We start from the raw sequence: 15,404 nt of genomic DNA, 5'->3' as shown, positions 1-15,404 counted from the left end.
GGCCGGAGCGTTTGGGTTCGCTCACAGCGCGATCTCCAGCTCGATGGCGTCGTGGATCGGAATGTCCTTGTATCCCGTCTTGATGATATCGGGCACGACTGAGCGATAGGCGTCGATCGCCTCGAGATAAAGCCCCGAGAGGCGGAAGCCTTGGCGCTGGTAGAAGGTCATGCCCGGCATGTTGTCATTGGTCAGCATCGCCTTGAGCTTTTTGGCGCCGGCCTTGCGCGCCGCGAAGATGACGGCGTCGAGCATCTGGATGGCCACGCCTTCGCCCGGCTTCAGCGAATGGAGCGCGCAGAGATAGGCGCTGTCGCCCCGCACCGTCCAGCTCGCCAGCGCTGCCGTCCTGCCCGCGCTGTCGAACAGGCCGAGCGCGTCGATCTCGGCGACATCGTAGACATGGAGGTCGATCATCATGCTGTGCGAGCCCCAGCTTGCCAGCATGATGCGGCAAAGCTCGGTCTTGTCGGTGACGATGCGCAGTTCGAGCTCTTCGGGCGCTTCGCTCACTTCGCCAGTTCCTTCAGGCCCAGCTTGATGAGCTGGGCCGTGCCGGCCCCATCGCCGGCGGCCTTCGCGGCAGCCGCGACGGCGGCCACCGCCTGCGCCTGAGGATAGCCGAGATTGGCGAGCGCCGACACGGCGTCGGCGATCGGCTGCGGCAGTTTCCTGTCCTCCAGCGCGCCCGCGAGCTGCGCCACGCCCGGATCGATATGGCCGAAGGCCGGGGCCTTGTCCTTGAGCTCGGCGCAAAGGCGTTGCGCCAGCTTCGGGCCGACGCCGGGGGCGCGGGCGATCGCGGCCTTGTCGTTGGTGGCGATCGCGGTGGCGAGCCCACCTGGATCGAGCGTCGAGAGGATCGCGAGCGCGACCTTGGCGCCGACGCCCTGCACGACCTGCATCAGGCGGAACCAGTCGCGCTCGACATCCGACATGAAGCCGTAGAGGCGGATCGCATCCTCGCGGACATGGGTCTCGATCGAGAGCGCGGCGGCCTCGCCGGGCTGGGGCAGGCGCTGGAGCGTGCGCGCCGAGCACTGCACGACATAGCCGACGCCCTGCACGTCGATGATGACGTGGTCCTCGCCATAGGAATCGATCAGGCCCTTGAGCTTGCCGATCATCGTCTCGTTCCCCCGGCCGCTGTCATCAACCCGCCACGCGCATCTGCGCGACCAGCGCCTTCATGCCGCGATGCTGGGCATGGCAGATCGCGACGGCGAGCGCGTCCGCCGCATCGGCCGAGGAGGTCTCGGCCTTGGGCAGGAGCACGCGGATCATCGCCTGGACCTGCTTCTTGTCGGCATGACCGACGCCCACCACGGTCTTCTTGACGAGGTTCGCGGCATATTCGGCGACATCGAGCCCGGCGAGCGCCGGCACCACCAGCGCGATGCCGCGGGCCTGGCCGAGCTTCAGCGCCGATTGCGGGTCGCGGTTGATGAAGGTCTCCTCGACGGCGGCCTCATGCGGACGATGCGCGGCGAGGACCTTGTTCAGGCCTTCATGCAATTGCCGCAGGCGTTGGCCGAGGGAGAGAGCGCCGTCGCTCTCGATGCAGCCGCAGGCGACGAAGGAGAGCTTGCTCCCCTCCGAAATCACGATGCCCCAGCCGGTTTTGCGGAGGCCGGGATCGATGCCGAGGATGCGAATCGGAGGTGCCATGATGTCTGCAAACTAGCGGATGTTTCGGATTTGTCCCGCGCCGAGAGGGGGCGACGGAACGGGGCGGGATGAATTCCCCTGATCGATGACATCAAAAAGGAAAGTTGTTCTTGCCGTGGGCCGGCGGGCATGGTTCGCCCCATCGTTCGTCTCCAGCGGGCTCCATGTCCTCGATCCTGTCTTCCTTCATGCCGGGCCTCACGGCCGACGGCATCGCCGTCCTGCTGGCCGCGACCTTGCTCGGCGGGCTGGTGCGCGGCTTCACCGGCTTCGGCTTCGCCATGGTGTTCATGCCGCTGGCCTCGGTCGTGCTCGGGCCGGTCGCGGCGCTCGGCCTGATCTGGTTCATCGATCTGCCCTTCGCGCTGCCGATCGCAGCGCGCAGCGCCAAGCAGGCCGAATGGCGCGAGATCCTGCCGCTGCTGCTGACCGCGACGCTGGCGCTGCCGGCAGGGATCTGGCTGCTGATCTGGCTCGACCGGGAGACGATGCGCTGGGTGCTCGCCTCGCTCGTGCTGATCGCGGTCGCGCTGATGGCGTCGGGCTGGCGCTATCACGGGCGGCCGACGATCCCGCTCTCGCTCGGGGTCGGGGCGCTGTCGGGCCTGTTCAACGGCATGGCCTCGATCGGCGGCATGCCGCTCGCGGTGTTCTGGCTCGGCGCGCAGCGCAACGACCGGCACAAGACGCGGGCCAATCTGCAGGCCTTCTTCGGCGTCTCGACGCTGATCAGCGGCGCGGTGCTGTGGTGGAAGGGCATCCTGACGGTCGGTGCGCTGACGATGGCAGTGCCGCTCTTTGCGGTCTACGGCATCGGGCTCTGGGCCGGAACGCACGGCTTCCGGCTGGCGTCCGAGGAGACGTTCCGGCGCGGGGCCTATCTGGTGATCTTCCTGAGCGCGCTGATCAGCCTGCCGCTCTGGGATGTCGTGATCGGGCGGTAGGACGCGGCCAAGCCGTCATGCCCGGGCTTGACCCGGGCATCTCAAGACGAGAAGGCCCGGGAGCCTCTTCCGGCCAGATATTCTCGGGTCAAGCCCGAGAATGACGCCAGCCAAGCTCAGGCGCTGAGCTTCGCCATGATGTCGTCGGAGATCTCGAAATTGGCGAAGACGTTCTGGACGTCGTCGTCATTGTCGAGGGCTTCCATCAATCGCATCATCGAGGCGGCCTTGTCCTCGTCGAGCGGGGCCGAGGTCGTCGGCCGCCAGACGGGCTTCGCCGAGGCGGGCGCACCCAGCGAAGCTTCGAGCGCCTTGGAAACCTCGTTCAGCGCGTCGAAGGCGCAGAGGATGGTGTGGCCGTTCTCGTCCGAGATCACGTCGTCGGCGCCGGCCTCGATCGCGGCCTCCATCAGCTTGTCGGCGTCGCCCGCCTCCGGCGGATAGCTGATCTCGCCAACGCGGTTGAACATGAAGGAGACCGAGTTGCTCTCGCCCAGCGCGCCGCCCGCCTTGGTGAAGTAGGAGCGCACGGCCGAGGCGGTGCGGTTGCGGTTGTCGGTCAGCGCCTCGACGATGACGGCGGCGCCGCCCGGACCGTAGCCCTCGTAGCGGACCTCGTCATAGTTGTCGCCTTCGCCGCCGGCGGCCTTGTTGATGGCGCGCTGGATATTGTCCTTCGGCATGTTCTCGGCGCGCGCGGCGAGCACCGCCATGCGCAGGCGCGGGTTCATGTTGATGTCGGGCATGCCCAACTTGGCGGCGACGGTGATTTCGCGGGCCAGTTTCGAGAACAGTTTTGAGCGCACGGCATCCTGCTTGCCCTTGCGATGCATGATGTTCTTGAACTGTGAATGGCCGGCCATGGGAGCTCGTTACCTTCAGAGGTTGCGGCGGAATGCGCTGGAAGCCGGCCTTATAGGCGCCGGCTCCGCCCGCGTGCAAGCGCTGCGCGCGCCGGGCAGCGTCAGGAAATCCAGGCCTCGGGCACCGCCTGGCTGAGATGCGGGCCGACGCGCACGGCCCAGACCGCCCTGGCCAGGCCAGTCGCATCGTCGATATCGACCGCGACGCCGGAGAGCGTGCCTTCGCCGGTCGCCGGTTCCAGCCTTGCGCCCGGCACTTTCTGCAGGAAGCGGCGCACCGGCTCGTCCTTCTGCATGCCGAGCACGGAATCGTAGTCGCCGCACATGCCGGCATCGGACTGATAGGCCGTGCCGCCGGGCAGGATGCGGGTGTCGGATGTCGGCGCGTGGGTATGGGTGCCGACGACGAGGCTGGCGCGGCCGTCGAGGAAGTAGCCCATGGCCTGCTTCTCGCTGGTCGCCTCGGCATGGACGTCGACGATGACGGCATCGGCGACTTCGCCGAGCGGGCAGGCCGAGAGCTCGCGCTCGACCGCCGCGAAGGGATCGTCGAGCGCATCCATGAACAGCCGGCCCATGACGTTGACGACGAGGACGCGGGCGCCGTTGCGGGCCTCGATCACGGTGGCGCCGCGGCCGGGCGTGCCGGGCGGATAATTGGCCGGGCGGATGAGGCGATCCTGCCGGGCGATGAAGACGAGGGCCTCGCGCTGGTCCCATGAATGGTTGCCGAGCGTCACGACATCGGCGCCGGCGGCGAGGATCTCGTCGCAGATCGCCTCGGTGATGCCGAAGCCGCCGGCCGAGTTCTCGCCGTTGATGATGACGCAGTCGAGCTTCCAGGCCTCGCGCAGGGCGGGCAAACGCTCCTGAACCGCAATCCGGCCGGGGCGGCCGACGATGTCACCGAGGAAGAGAAGGCGCATGGGGACTCCGAACGCGTACGGCCGCTCGCCACACGAGCCCTCATCCTGAGGAGCGCCGAAGGCGCGTCTCGAAGGATGCTTCAGATGGTTCGGGAGCCTCCTGGAGCATCCTTCGAGACGCGGACTTTACGTCCGCTCCTCAGGATGAGGGTTGTGCGGCGACAGCTTTCCATCTTCCCTCGCGCGAATGCCTGACGGAATCAACCGCAGCGAATGACTTCGCGCTCGGTCACGATCCAGTCGAGGCGCCGGTCGTGCGGCTCGTCGGGCACGGCCTCGATCTCCTGCGCGGCGTAGCCGATGCCGATGCTGACGGTCGGGCCGAGTTCGCCGAGGGCGCGATCGTAATAGCCCTTGCCGTAACCGATGCGGTAGCCGCGCCGGTCGAAGGCGGCGAGCGGCACGAGCAGGATCGCGGGCTTCACCTCCGGCTGGTCGGGGGCGGGGACGAGCGTGCCGAAGCCGCCCGGCACGATCGGCTCATAGGGCGCCCAGCGCCGGAAGATCATGCGCCTGTCGACGATGGCGGGCAGGCAGAGCGGCAGGCCGCGCTCGTGTAGGGCCTCGAGGATCGGCCGGGGATCGGCTTCCGAGCGCATCGGCCAATAGGCGGAGACCGGGCCGGCGCTGCCCTTCCAGACCGGCAGGGCAAGGGCATGCGCGGCGATCTCCGCATCCCATTCCAGCCGGTTGTCGAGATCGAGCGCGTCGCGGCGGGCCAGCGCGTCCGCGCGGAGCGCCGCCTTGCGCGGGGAGGGCGTTACCTGCGTGTCGGACGTCATAGTCATGAAGGTTGCGGAGCCACCTCGGCCGTGGAGTTTTGAATTCCCGGGACACCTACAGAAGTAGGTGGGCGCCGTGTGTCCGGATCCAGGGACCCGGTCAGGGACAGCTCCCTAGGGAGTCGTATGGGCCCGGGGAATGCTGTCTCGCACGCACCAGGCAGCCCCGCCCCGCCAATGTAGGGAGGTCGCCGGCAAAGCGCCAGTGGTCTTTGCGGGACGCAGCGTGAATTCCTCAGCAGTTTGAGCCTTCACCCTGAGGAGCCATTCCCTTGGGGATGGCTCCTCGCAGGAGGTTTCTGGAGGCTCCCGATCCTGCTGGAGCATCCTTCGCGACGCGGACCTTCGGCCCGCTCCTCTGGATGAGGGCTGAAAGGCCAAGTCGAGCTCTCCGGTCGATGGCGCGCCCTGTGATCGGACCAGCCATGAAAACGTTCATATTTTGGCCGCGGTAAGCTGATGGTATAGACACAGCGCGCGACATGTAAGGAAACCGGTTTCAGCGATGCTTCGTTCTCTCCTAGCCCGCTATCTCTCCCGCTCGGGGCTGGCTGCGTTGGCGTTGTCCGCTGCGCTCGCCGGTGGTGCAGTGCCGGCCTCGGCGCAGGATGCCGCCGACCTGCTGGTCCGCACGACGCGGCTGGAGAACCAACTGCGCCAGATGTCCGGCCAGATCGAGCAGCTCCAGTTCGAGAACCGGCGGCTCTCCGAGCAGCTCCGCAAGTTCCAGGAAGACGTCGATTTCCGCCTGAACGAGAAGGGCGGCGGGCGCCCGAACACGGCTGCGCCCGGCCCGACGGGCGCGCCGCCCGCCGGTGGGGCGCCGCAGCGGCAGCGCCGCGGCGACGTCTTCGACCCGACGACGCAGCACGGCTCCGCCGGCGCTCCGCAGCAGCTCGGCGGCGGCGGCGCGATCGCCGGCATCATCGAGGACGATTATGCCGGTGGCCCGGCGACGGGGCAGCCGCTCGATCTTCAGGGCGTGGGGCGGCCCGTGCCGCAGGGCGGGATGCCGCAGGACAGGCCGCGCGGCGGCGCGAGCGTCGCTGCCGCGAGCGGCCCGCAGACGGCGAAGGAAGCCTATGAACTCGCCTTCGCTTCGCTTCAGCGCAAGGAATACGAGCAGGCCGAGATGGGCTTCCGCCAGTTCCTGCAGAGCTATCCGCGCGACCGGCAGGCGGTCGACGCCACCTACTGGCTCGGCGAGAGCTATCTCCAGCGCCAGCGCTATCGCGAGGCGGCCGAGCAGTTCCTGAAGATTTCCCAGGGTTCGCCGAAGGCCGCCAAGGCGCCGGAGAGCCTGCTCAAGCTCGGCATGTCCCTGAACGGGCTCGGGGCCAAGGAGCAGGCCTGCGCGACCTATGCCAAGGTCGGTATCGACTACCCCACGGCCTCCAATTCGGTGCGCCAGGGCATCGCCCGCGAACGCCGCCGCTCCGGCTGCGCTTGAGCGCGGCCCCGATCGTCACGCATTCCGCGCCGGTCTCGCTCGCCGAGGCCGGCGTCGCTTTTGAAGGGCTGGCGCACGAGACGGCCCTGCTCGTTGCCGTTTCCGGCGGGCCGGATTCGGTGGCGCTGCTGGCGCTTCTCGCCATCTGGGCTCAGATGCCCGGCCGCCCGCCTCTTCATGCCGCGACGGTCGATCATGGTCTACGTCCGGAATCGGCGGCGGAAGCTGCCGCTGTCGCCACGCTTTGCGCGGAGCTGGGTGTCGGTCATGCGACCTTGCGCTGGGACGGGCTGAAGCCGGCGAGCGGTTTGCAGGCCGAGGCCCGCCGGGCCCGTTACGCCCTGCTGGCGAACGAGGCGCGGCGGCGCGGCGGCGCGACGCTGGTCACGGCCCATACGCTCGACGACCAGGCCGAGACGATGCTGATGCGGCTCGCCCATGGCTCGGGGCCGTCCGGGCTCGTCGGAATGCGCGGGTGGAGCGAAATCAATGGGGTTCCGTTGGCAAGGCCCTTGCTCGGTATGTCCAAGGCACGCCTCGTCGCGACGGCAGAAGCGCGCGGACTGTCTTTCGTCCGCGATCCCAGCAATCGCGACCAGCGCTTCGAGCGGGTGCGCTGGCGGGAGGTGATGCCGGTTCTGGCGGAGCAGGGGCTGACGGCAGAGCGGCTGAGGCGACTGGCCGCGCGAATGGAGCGCCTGGACGAGGCGGCTGCGCATCGTGCCGGCAATGTCATGGCAGAGGTCGTATTGCCGAACGAGGTTGTGGAAAGCCGTCTGCGTCTGAATTTTTCAGCGCTGATCATCGAGCCGGAGGAGATCGTGCTGCGGGTTCTCGGGCTGGCGCTCGATGCGGCCATGCCGGGCAGCGGCGAATATGGCCGGCTGGAGCGGCTGGAGGCGTGTGGTGCGGCCCTGATTCAGGCGGCGCGCGCCGGCCTCGCCCTGCGACGCACCCTGTCCGGCTGCGTTCTCTCGCTCGGTCGCGATGGCGTGCTGACGCTGCAAGTGGAGCCGCCGCGCAGACGTGGCATTCACCCTTCGGCGTCATAGTGCCGCCACGCCATTGCTTTCCCTTGGCAAGGGCATGTGCGACACCTAAATTGGTAGTCGGGAAACTCTAGGCCTCATCCGGCGATCCGGGAGGCCCGATCGGACTGGGAATGAATCCGAATTTTCGCAATTTCGCCCTCTGGGTGGTGATCTTCCTGCTGGTCCTGGCTCTCGTCACTCTGTTCCAGAGCCCGAGTCAGCGGGCCAGCACCAATGAAATCCCCTATAGCCAGCTGATCAACGAGGCCGAGGCCGGACGCGTTTCGAACGTGGTCGTCGCCGGCCAGGAGATTTCCGGCTCCTTCTCGGATGGTCGCAGCTTCGTGACCTACGCGCCCTATGGCGATCCGAACCTCTTGAAGACCATGGCCCAGAAGGGCGTGCAGGTCTCGGCCAAGGCGCCTTCGGAAGGCACGCCATGGTTCATGGCGCTGTTGGTCAACTCGCTGCCCTTCGTCATCTTCATCGGCCTGTGGATCTTCATGTCCCGCCAGATGCAGAACGGCGCCGGCCGGGCGATGGGCTTCGGCAAGTCGAAGGCCAAGCTGCTCACGGAAGCGCATGGCCGCGTCACCTTCGAGGATGTCGCCGGCATCGACGAGGCCAAGGAGGACCTGCAGGAGATCGTCGAGTTCCTGCGCGATCCGCAGAAGTTCCAGCGGCTGGGCGGGCGTATTCCGCGCGGCGTGCTGCTCGTCGGTCCTCCCGGTACCGGTAAGACCCTGACGGCGCGTGCCGTCGCGGGCGAGGCGAACGTGCCGTTCTTCACGATCTCGGGTTCCGACTTCGTCGAGATGTTCGTCGGCGTCGGCGCGAGCCGTGTCCGCGATATGTTCGAGCAGGCCAAGAAGAACGCGCCCTGCATCATCTTCATCGACGAGATCGACGCGGTCGGCCGTCATCGCGGCGCCGGTCTCGGCGGCGGCAATGACGAGCGCGAGCAGACGCTGAACCAGCTCCTCGTCGAGATGGACGGCTTCGAGCCGAACGAGGGCGTGATCATCATCGCCGCGACGAACCGCCCCGACGTGCTCGACCCCGCGCTGCTGCGTCCGGGCCGCTTCGACCGCCAGATCGTCGTGCCGAATCCGGATGTCGCCGGGCGCGAGAAGATCCTGAAGGTCCATGTCCGCAAGGTGCCGATGGCGCCGGATGTCGACCTCAGGATCCTCGCTCGCGGCACCCCCGGCTTCTCGGGCGCGGACCTGATGAACCTCGTCAACGAGGCGGCGCTTCTGGCGGCCCGCCGCGGCAAGCGCATGGTCACCCATGCCGAGTTCGAGGACGCCAAGGACAAGGTCATGATGGGCGCCGAGCGCAAGTCGATGGCCATGTCCGAGGAGGAGAAGAAGCTGACCGCCTATCACGAGGCTGGTCACGCCATCGTCGGCCTCTATGTCCCGGCCGGCATCCCCGTCCACAAGGCGACGATCATCCCGCGCGGTCGTGCGCTCGGCATGGTCAAGTTCCTGCCGGAGGGCGATCGCTACTCGATGAAGTTCAAGGAGTTCACCTCGCAGCTCGCGGTCGCCATGGGCGGACGCGTGGCGGAGGAGATCACCTTCGGCCGCGAGAACGTCACCTCGGGCGCGACCGGCGACATCCAGCAGGCGACCAAGATGGCCAAGGCCATGGTCACCCAGATGGGCTATTCGGACGAGCTCGGCATGGTTGCCTATGGCGACAACCAGGAAGAGGTCTTCCTGGGCATGTCGATGGGCCGCAGCCAGTCGCTGTCGGAATCGACCGCGCAGAAGATCGACGCCGAGGTGAAGCGCCTCGTCGACGAGGGCTATGCCGATGCCAAGAAGATCCTCACCGATCACCATGAGGAGTTCGTGGCGGTGGCCGAGGCGCTGCTCGAGTTCGAAACGCTGACGGGCGAGGAAATCCGCGACCTGATCGCCGGCAAGCGCCCGGTGCGCGATGCCGACGACACGCCGCACGCCCCGCGTGGCTCGGCCGTGCCGAGCGCCGGCAAGGGCCGCAAGCGCGGCGAGCCGGATGCCGGCCTGGAGCCGCAGCCGCAGGCCTAAGGGCCGGCTTGAACGGAATGCGAAAGGGCGGCCGAGAGGCCGCCCTTTTTCTTGCGCGCGAAGGCCGTGTCACGCTCCGTCACAATTTGTGAGAAGGCGGAAAGGTTTTTTGGCTATAGAACGCCCGAAACGGGCTTGATCCGCCCCCTCGGAACGGAATCACGATGACGCGCAAATATTTTGGGACGGACGGCATTCGCGGCCGGGCGAACGGCGTCATCACGCCGGACCTTGCCTTGAAGGTCGGCCAGGCCACGGGCATCGCCTTCCGCCGCGGCGAGCACCGCCACCGGGTGGTGATCGGCAAGGATACCCGCCTCTCCGGCTACATGATCGAATACGCCATGGTCGCAGGCTTCACCTCGGTCGGCATGGATGTGATGCTGCTCGGCCCGATGCCGACTCCGGCGGTGGCGATGCTGACGCGCTCGATGCGTGCCGATCTCGGCGTGATGATCTCCGCTTCGCACAATGCCTATGAGGATAACGGCATCAAGCTGTTCGGCCCCGACGGCTACAAGCTCAGCGACGAGGTCGAGCGCGAGATCGAGGGGCTGATCGACGGCGACCTGACGTCCCGCCTCTCCGGCTCGCCGAAGCTCGGCCGGGCCAAGCGTATCGACAGCGCCCATGCACGCTATGTCGAGTTCGCCAAGCGCACCATGCCGCGCAACATGAGCCTGGAAGGCCTGCGCATCGTGCTCGATTGCGCCAATGGCGCCGGCTACAAGGTGGCGCCGGAAGCACTGTGGGAACTGGGCGCCGAGGTCATCGTCATCGGCAACGAGCCTGATGGTTTCAACATCAACCACGATGTCGGCTCGACCCATCCCGCGACCCTGGTGGCGAAGGTCCGGGAATTGCGGGCCGATGTCGGCATCGCGCTCGACGGCGACGCCGACCGGGTGCTGGTCGTCGACGAGCAGGGGCAGGTCGTCGACGGCGACCAGCTGATGGCGGTGATCGCCCGCTCCTGGCTGGAGGATGGCCGGCTTTCGGCGCCCGGCATCGTCGCGACGGTCATGTCCAATCTCGGGCTGGAGCGCTATCTCGCGGGCCTTGGCCTCACGCTGGCGCGGACTGCGGTCGGTGACCGCTACGTGCTGGAGCACATGCGCAATCACGGCTTCAACCTCGGTGGCGAGCAATCCGGCCATATCATCCTCTCGGATTTCGGCACGACCGGCGACGGGCTCGTCGCGGCGCTGCAACTGCTCGCCGTGGTCAAGCGGATGGACAAGCCGGTCTCGGAAGTCTGCCACTGCTTCGAGCCGCTGCCGCAGATCCTCAAGAACGTGCGCTACAAGAAGGGCAAGCCGCTGGAGGAAAAGGCGGTGATCAGCGCGATCGAGGCCGCCAAGCAGCTTCTCGGCGAGAGCGGCCGCTTGGTGATCCGTCCGTCCGGTACCGAGCCGGTGATCCGCGTCATGGCCGAGGGCGACGACCGCGACCTGGTCGAGCGCGCGGTCGACGATGTCGTGGACGCCGTGACCAAGGCTGCGGCCTGATTGGGGCACTTAACGAGAGCGCTGGTCATCCCGGACAAGCGGCAAAGCCGCGCCGATCCGGGATCCATGCCTGAGCCGTTCCGGAATGGATCCCGGGTCTGCGCTCCGCTGCGCCCGAGAATGACGGCGAGACCTCACACCACCGAGGTCAGGCCGCCATCGACCATCAGCAGGTGGCCGTTGACGTAGTCCGAGGCTGCCGAGGACAGGAAGATCGCGGCGCCTGCCAGTTCCTTCGTCTCGCCCCAGCGCCCGGCCGGTGTGCGGCTGCAGACCCAGCTCGAGAAGGCCTCGTCGGCGATCAGCGCGGCGTTGATCTCGGTCGCGAAATAGCCGGGGCCGATGGCGTTGGCCTGGATGTTGTGCTTGCCGAGCTCGGCGGCGAGGCCCCGCGTCATCATCTTCACCGCGCCCTTGGACGCCGTATAGGGGATGATGGTGGCGCGGCCGAGCTCGCTCATCACCGAGCCGATGCTGATGATCTTGCCGCGCTTGCGCGGCACCATGCGCTTGGTCACGGCCTGGGTGACGTAGAACACCGAATGCAGGTTGGTGTTGATCACCTCGTGCCAGCCCTCGACCGGGAATTCGGTGATCGGCGCCCGCTTCTGCATGCCGGCATTGTTGATGAGGATATCGATCGGGCCGATTTCGGCCTCGATCATGGCGATGCCGGCCTCGACCGCCGCGTGGTCGGTGACGTCGAAGGGGGCGATAGAGGCCTTGCGGCCGGCCGCGGCCAGCGCCTGCTGCGCCCGCTCCAGCTTCGCCTTGTCGCGGCCGTTCAGCACGACATGGGCGCCCGCGTCAGAGAGACCTTCGGCCAGCGCGAGGCCGATGCCCTGGCCCGAACCGGTGACGAGCGCGATCTTGCCAGTGAGACTGAACAGCGACAGCGACATGGCATATCCTCGCAAAATGCCGGATGCGGCGATTTCGATTTGCGCTCGGGGCGCTGTCTTGGGTAAGCAGGTTTCAATCGATTAGACAATGGTGCCGTGCGCCTTCGTGCGGCGATTTCGGGAGCGTCCCATGCGTGCCGTCGTCATCCATGCCGAGAAGGATCTGCGGGTCGAGCCGACGACCGCGCCCGCGCTCGGGCCGCGCGACGTCCGCGTGCGGATCGAGGCCGGCGGCATCTGCGGCTCGGACCTGCACTACTACCTGCATGGCGGCTTCGGCACGATCCGCGTGCGCGAGCCGATGATCCTGGGCCACGAGATCGCCGGCCGGGTCGAGGCGATCGGCGGCGAGGTCTCGCGGGTGCAGCCGGGCGACCGGGTCGCGGTCAATCCGAGCCGCGCCTGCGGCCATTGCCGCTATTGCCAGATGGGCTTGCAGCAGCACTGCACGGACATGCTGTTCTACGGCTCGGCGATGCGCTTCCCGCATGTGCAGGGCGGCTTCCGCGACGTGCTCGTGGTCGAGGAGCGGCAGGCGGTGAAGGTCGCGCCGCACGTCACCGCGGCGGAAGCGGCGTTCGCCGAGCCGCTCTCGGTCTGCCTCCATGCCGCCAAGCGCGCCGGGCCGCTGCTCGGCAAGCGCGTGCTGGTGACGGGTGCCGGCCCGATCGGCGCGCTCACCATCCTCGCGGCCAAGGCGGCCGGCGCGTCCGAGATCGTCGCGACCGACGTGGTCGACGGCCCGCTGCCGGTCGCGCGCAAGATGGGCGCCACCGCGACGGTCAATGTCGCGGCCGAGCCGGAGCGGCTCAAGGCCGAGTATGGCGCGGAGAAGGGGGCTTTCGACGTGATGTTCGAGGCCTCCGGCAACCAGCATGCGCTGACCGGCGCCTTCGACGTCGTCAGGCCGGGCGGCGTCATCGTCCAGATCGGCGTCGGCGGCCAGTTCACCCTGCCGATGAACGTCGTCGTCGCCAAGGAATTCGACCTGCGCGGCTCCTTCCGCTTCCATGAGGAATTCGACTGGGCGGTGGCGATGATCGGCTCGGGCTCAATCGACCTGTCGCCGCTGCTCACTGCTTCGATTCCCGTGGACCGGGCGGTCGAGGCCTTCGACCTCGCTGCCGACAAGTCGAAGGCAATCAAGGTCCAGCTCGACTTCGCCTGAGCGTGTCATCCCGTGCGCATTGCGGCGCGAAGTGCCGCGGTGCAGGCACGGGACCGTCTTCAGGAAAAGGCGCCTTCTCGTCACGCGGTCCCGTGTCTGCGCAGCGGCATTCCATGCCGCAGTGCGCACGGGATGACGCGCTTCAGCCGTTGCTGCGCCGGCGGAGTGGAAGCTCTTGCGGCGGGCTGATGGCGAAGCCGTTGCGGCCGTTGCGCTTGGCGACATAGAGCGCCTCGTCGGCGCGGCGCGTGGCTTCGACCAGCGTATCTGAAGGCTCCAGGACGGCAGCGCCGACGCTGGTCGTGACCGGGGCGGTCTCGCCGCCGCTCAGGGTAACGGGCCGCTCCGCTGCGGCGGCGACGATTGTGGCTGCGATGGCCGACAATTCATCGCGGTCGACATTGTCCAGAAGCAGGATGAACTCGTCGCCGCCCCAGCGGGCGCAGATGTCGCGGTCTCGCAGGAGCTTCGTCATTCGCCGGGCGAGCTCGGCGATGACCTCGTCGCCGCTCTGGTGGCCATGGCTGTCGTTGAGTGGCTTGAGATTGTCGAGATCGACCAGCATCAGGCCCGTCTGATGGCCAGTTCGACCCGCACGGCTTCGGCTTTTCGCGAAGGCGCGTTCGAAGCCGCGCCGGTTGAACACGCCGGTCAGCGGATCGGCATGGGCGAGGCGCTCGAGCTGCTCGGTGCGCTCGCGCACGGCCTCCTCGAGCCGGGCGGTGTTCTCCTCGACGCTGCGGGCCATCGTGCCGAAGGCCTGCGACAACCGACCGATCTCGTCGCGGCCGGCATCGATCGCGACGGCGCGGAACTCGCGGGCGCGGACATGGCTGGCGGCATGCTCGACGCGGGCCAAACGGTCGAGCACGGCGCGCTGGAAGAGCAGGGTCATCAGGGCGGCCGCCGCCAGCAGGACGATGCCGAAGAGCAGGCCGAGCGGCAGGAACAGGCTGCGGTCTATGATGCGATCGATATCCATCACGGTGACGTTGAACCAGCCGAGGCGGTCGAGATAGCCGACGCCGACGAGCACGCGCTTGCCGTCGACCGTCATGAAGCGCGACTGCACGAGATCGTCGCCGGCCCCGACGCGGGCGATCATTTCGCCGAGCAGGGAGCGGTCCGGGTCGTTGTCGACGAGCTGGTAGATCGTCTTCTTGGAGGAGATGTCCTTGGTCAGGCTGTGGAAGTCGACGAGGCTGGCGTCGCGATGGGCCTGCACGGCGCCGCTGCGGTCGACGAACATGCTCTGGACGCCGGTCTGCGGGATGTCGACGACCTCGCGGATGAACTGCGTCAGGTCGAGCCCGGTGCCGATGATGCCGAGGACGCGATTATCCTTGCGGATGACGCAGTTGATCCAGACCTTGGTGACGCGGAGATTGTCGTCGTTGTCGACATTGAGATGGCAGCCGGACCCCAGCGCCGCTGTCTTGTAATACCAGCCGTCGCGCGGGTTGCTGGCCGAGAGCGTGTAGCGCTTGCGCTCGTGCTCGTAGCTGTTGTCCTTGTCGTTGAAATAGTAATTGCCGGAGCCGGCGAGGACGGTGAAATAGCTGCGGTCCCGGAAGGACTGGCGGTAATGTTCGAGTTCCGCCAGGCCGCGCTCGGCCTTCTGCGCATCGTCCTCGCTTTCGGCCCAGTCGACGATCGCGGGTGCGCGGGCGACCGTCTCGGCGAGCGAGACCTCGCGCATCAACGCTTCCAGTCCGCGATAGCGGTCGAACAAGATCTGCTTTTCGGCGACGAGCGTGCCGAGCTTCACCACGGTCGCGTCGACGATCCAGAGGAAGGCCGCGCCAGCCGGAATCGCAACCGCCACCAGGATGGCGAAGGTCCAGCCCATGACCCGGGCTTTCAGGCTATGCGTGCGGGGCAGACCGGTTTCGGCCTGGCTCATCGGGTCGGCTTCCTTGCGGGGTAGCGCAAGGTAGAAGCCCATCCGTTTCGTAAGCTTTAAGAAACCGCGCCGAAGGGCGGCCGGCCTTCCGGGGCTGTCATCCCGTGCGCGCTGCGGCGCGGAGTGCCGCTGCGCAGACACGGGACCGTCCTCAGGAAAAGGCGCCTTCTCGTCATGCGGTCCCGTGTCTGCGCAGCAGCGT

14 protein-coding genes and 1 other RNA gene are annotated in these 15,404 nt (G+C 67.5%); 6 read left to right on the top strand and 9 right to left on the bottom strand.

What is annotated here, in order from left to right:
- Positions 1-21 precede the first annotated feature (21 nt).
- Genes ACFJGT_RS18080 through ruvC form a run of 3 tightly spaced genes read right to left on the bottom strand, consistent with a single transcriptional unit; the run spans position 22 to position 1,668 of the window.
- Positions 22-513 carry a GNAT family N-acetyltransferase gene (locus ACFJGT_RS18080; RefSeq protein ID WP_377840489.1) on the bottom strand — a complete coding sequence of 164 codons (492 nt, stop codon included), beginning with the start codon at positions 511-513 and terminating at the stop codon, positions 22-24.
- A complete protein-coding gene (gene ruvA / locus ACFJGT_RS18075; RefSeq protein WP_377840485.1) occupies positions 510-1,127 on the bottom strand; it encodes a Holliday junction branch migration protein RuvA in 618 nt (205 codons plus the stop codon). The genes ACFJGT_RS18080 and ruvA overlap by 4 nt, the downstream gene beginning before the upstream one ends.
- A gap of 25 nt (positions 1,128-1,152) precedes the next feature.
- Complete coding sequence (ruvC, locus tag ACFJGT_RS18070; protein WP_257731179.1) at positions 1,153-1,668, bottom strand: crossover junction endodeoxyribonuclease RuvC; 516 nt, start codon at positions 1,666-1,668, stop codon at positions 1,153-1,155.
- A 164-nt stretch (positions 1,669-1,832) separates the two neighbouring features.
- On the opposite strand from ruvC, the gene ACFJGT_RS18065 reads away from it, so the two are divergent.
- Positions 1,833-2,612, top strand: coding sequence for a sulfite exporter TauE/SafE family protein (locus tag ACFJGT_RS18065; protein ID WP_377840482.1), 780 nt, complete (start codon positions 1,833-1,835; stop codon positions 2,610-2,612).
- A 116-nt stretch (positions 2,613-2,728) separates the two neighbouring features.
- On the opposite strand, the gene ACFJGT_RS18060 is transcribed toward ACFJGT_RS18065, so the two are convergent.
- From ACFJGT_RS18060 to ssrS, 4 genes are all read right to left on the bottom strand, one after another.
- A complete protein-coding gene (locus ACFJGT_RS18060) occupies positions 2,729-3,475 on the bottom strand; it encodes a YebC/PmpR family DNA-binding transcriptional regulator (RefSeq protein WP_377840481.1) in 747 nt (248 codons plus the stop codon).
- A gap of 101 nt (positions 3,476-3,576) precedes the next feature.
- Positions 3,577-4,401, bottom strand: a complete 825-nt coding sequence (locus tag ACFJGT_RS18055) for a TIGR00282 family metallophosphoesterase (RefSeq protein ID WP_377840480.1) — start codon at positions 4,399-4,401, stop codon at positions 3,577-3,579.
- Positions 4,402-4,601: 200 nt separating this feature from the next.
- On the bottom strand, positions 4,602-5,189 hold the full coding sequence (locus ACFJGT_RS18050) for a 5-formyltetrahydrofolate cyclo-ligase (RefSeq protein WP_377840479.1): 588 nt from the start codon (positions 5,187-5,189) through the stop codon (positions 4,602-4,604).
- 6 nt (positions 5,190-5,195) lie between these two features.
- Positions 5,196-5,353, bottom strand: a non-coding RNA gene (gene ssrS, locus ACFJGT_RS18045) — 6S RNA.
- A 335-nt stretch (positions 5,354-5,688) separates the two neighbouring features.
- Between ssrS and ybgF the strand changes: the two genes are divergently transcribed.
- The 4 genes from ybgF (at position 5,689) to glmM (ending at position 11,229) form a co-directional block, all read left to right on the top strand.
- Positions 5,689-6,633: a tol-pal system protein YbgF gene (ybgF, locus tag ACFJGT_RS18040; protein ID WP_377840478.1), complete on the top strand. Its 945-nt coding sequence runs from the start codon at positions 5,689-5,691 to the stop codon at positions 6,631-6,633.
- Positions 6,630-7,685, top strand: a complete 1,056-nt coding sequence (gene tilS, locus ACFJGT_RS18035; RefSeq protein WP_377840475.1) for a tRNA lysidine(34) synthetase TilS — start codon at positions 6,630-6,632, stop codon at positions 7,683-7,685. The genes ybgF and tilS overlap by 4 nt, the downstream gene beginning before the upstream one ends.
- Before the next feature lie 110 nt (positions 7,686-7,795).
- Positions 7,796-9,721 (top strand): ATP-dependent zinc metalloprotease FtsH, encoded by a 1,926-nt coding sequence (gene ftsH / locus ACFJGT_RS18030; RefSeq protein WP_377840472.1) that lies wholly within the window; start codon positions 7,796-7,798, stop codon positions 9,719-9,721.
- A 164-nt stretch (positions 9,722-9,885) separates the two neighbouring features.
- Positions 9,886-11,229, top strand: a complete 1,344-nt coding sequence (glmM, locus tag ACFJGT_RS18025; RefSeq protein WP_377840470.1) for a phosphoglucosamine mutase — start codon at positions 9,886-9,888, stop codon at positions 11,227-11,229.
- 134 nt (positions 11,230-11,363) lie between these two features.
- Here the strand turns inward: glmM and ACFJGT_RS18020 are convergent, their stop codons facing one another.
- Complete coding sequence (locus tag ACFJGT_RS18020; RefSeq protein WP_377840466.1) at positions 11,364-12,131, bottom strand: SDR family oxidoreductase; 768 nt, start codon at positions 12,129-12,131, stop codon at positions 11,364-11,366.
- A 130-nt stretch (positions 12,132-12,261) separates the two neighbouring features.
- On the opposite strand from ACFJGT_RS18020, the gene ACFJGT_RS18015 reads away from it, so the two are divergent.
- Positions 12,262-13,299, top strand: coding sequence for an L-idonate 5-dehydrogenase (locus ACFJGT_RS18015; RefSeq protein WP_377840464.1), 1,038 nt, complete (start codon positions 12,262-12,264; stop codon positions 13,297-13,299).
- A 142-nt stretch (positions 13,300-13,441) separates the two neighbouring features.
- Here the strand turns inward: ACFJGT_RS18015 and ACFJGT_RS18010 are convergent, their stop codons facing one another.
- The gene (locus ACFJGT_RS18010; RefSeq protein ID WP_377840461.1) at positions 13,442-15,202 is read right to left on the bottom strand and encodes a diguanylate cyclase; all 1,761 of its coding nucleotides are present in this window, start codon (positions 15,200-15,202) and stop codon (positions 13,442-13,444) included.
- Between the last annotated feature and the right edge of the window lie 202 nt (positions 15,203-15,404).

It is taken from the genome of Allobosea sp. UC22_33 (assembly GCF_042700715.1).
In the GTDB taxonomy this organism is placed as follows: Bacteria; Pseudomonadota; Alphaproteobacteria; order Rhizobiales; family Beijerinckiaceae; genus Allobosea.
Note: the sequence above shows the minus strand (reverse complement) of the source record. Positions and strands in the feature narration are given on the sequence as shown.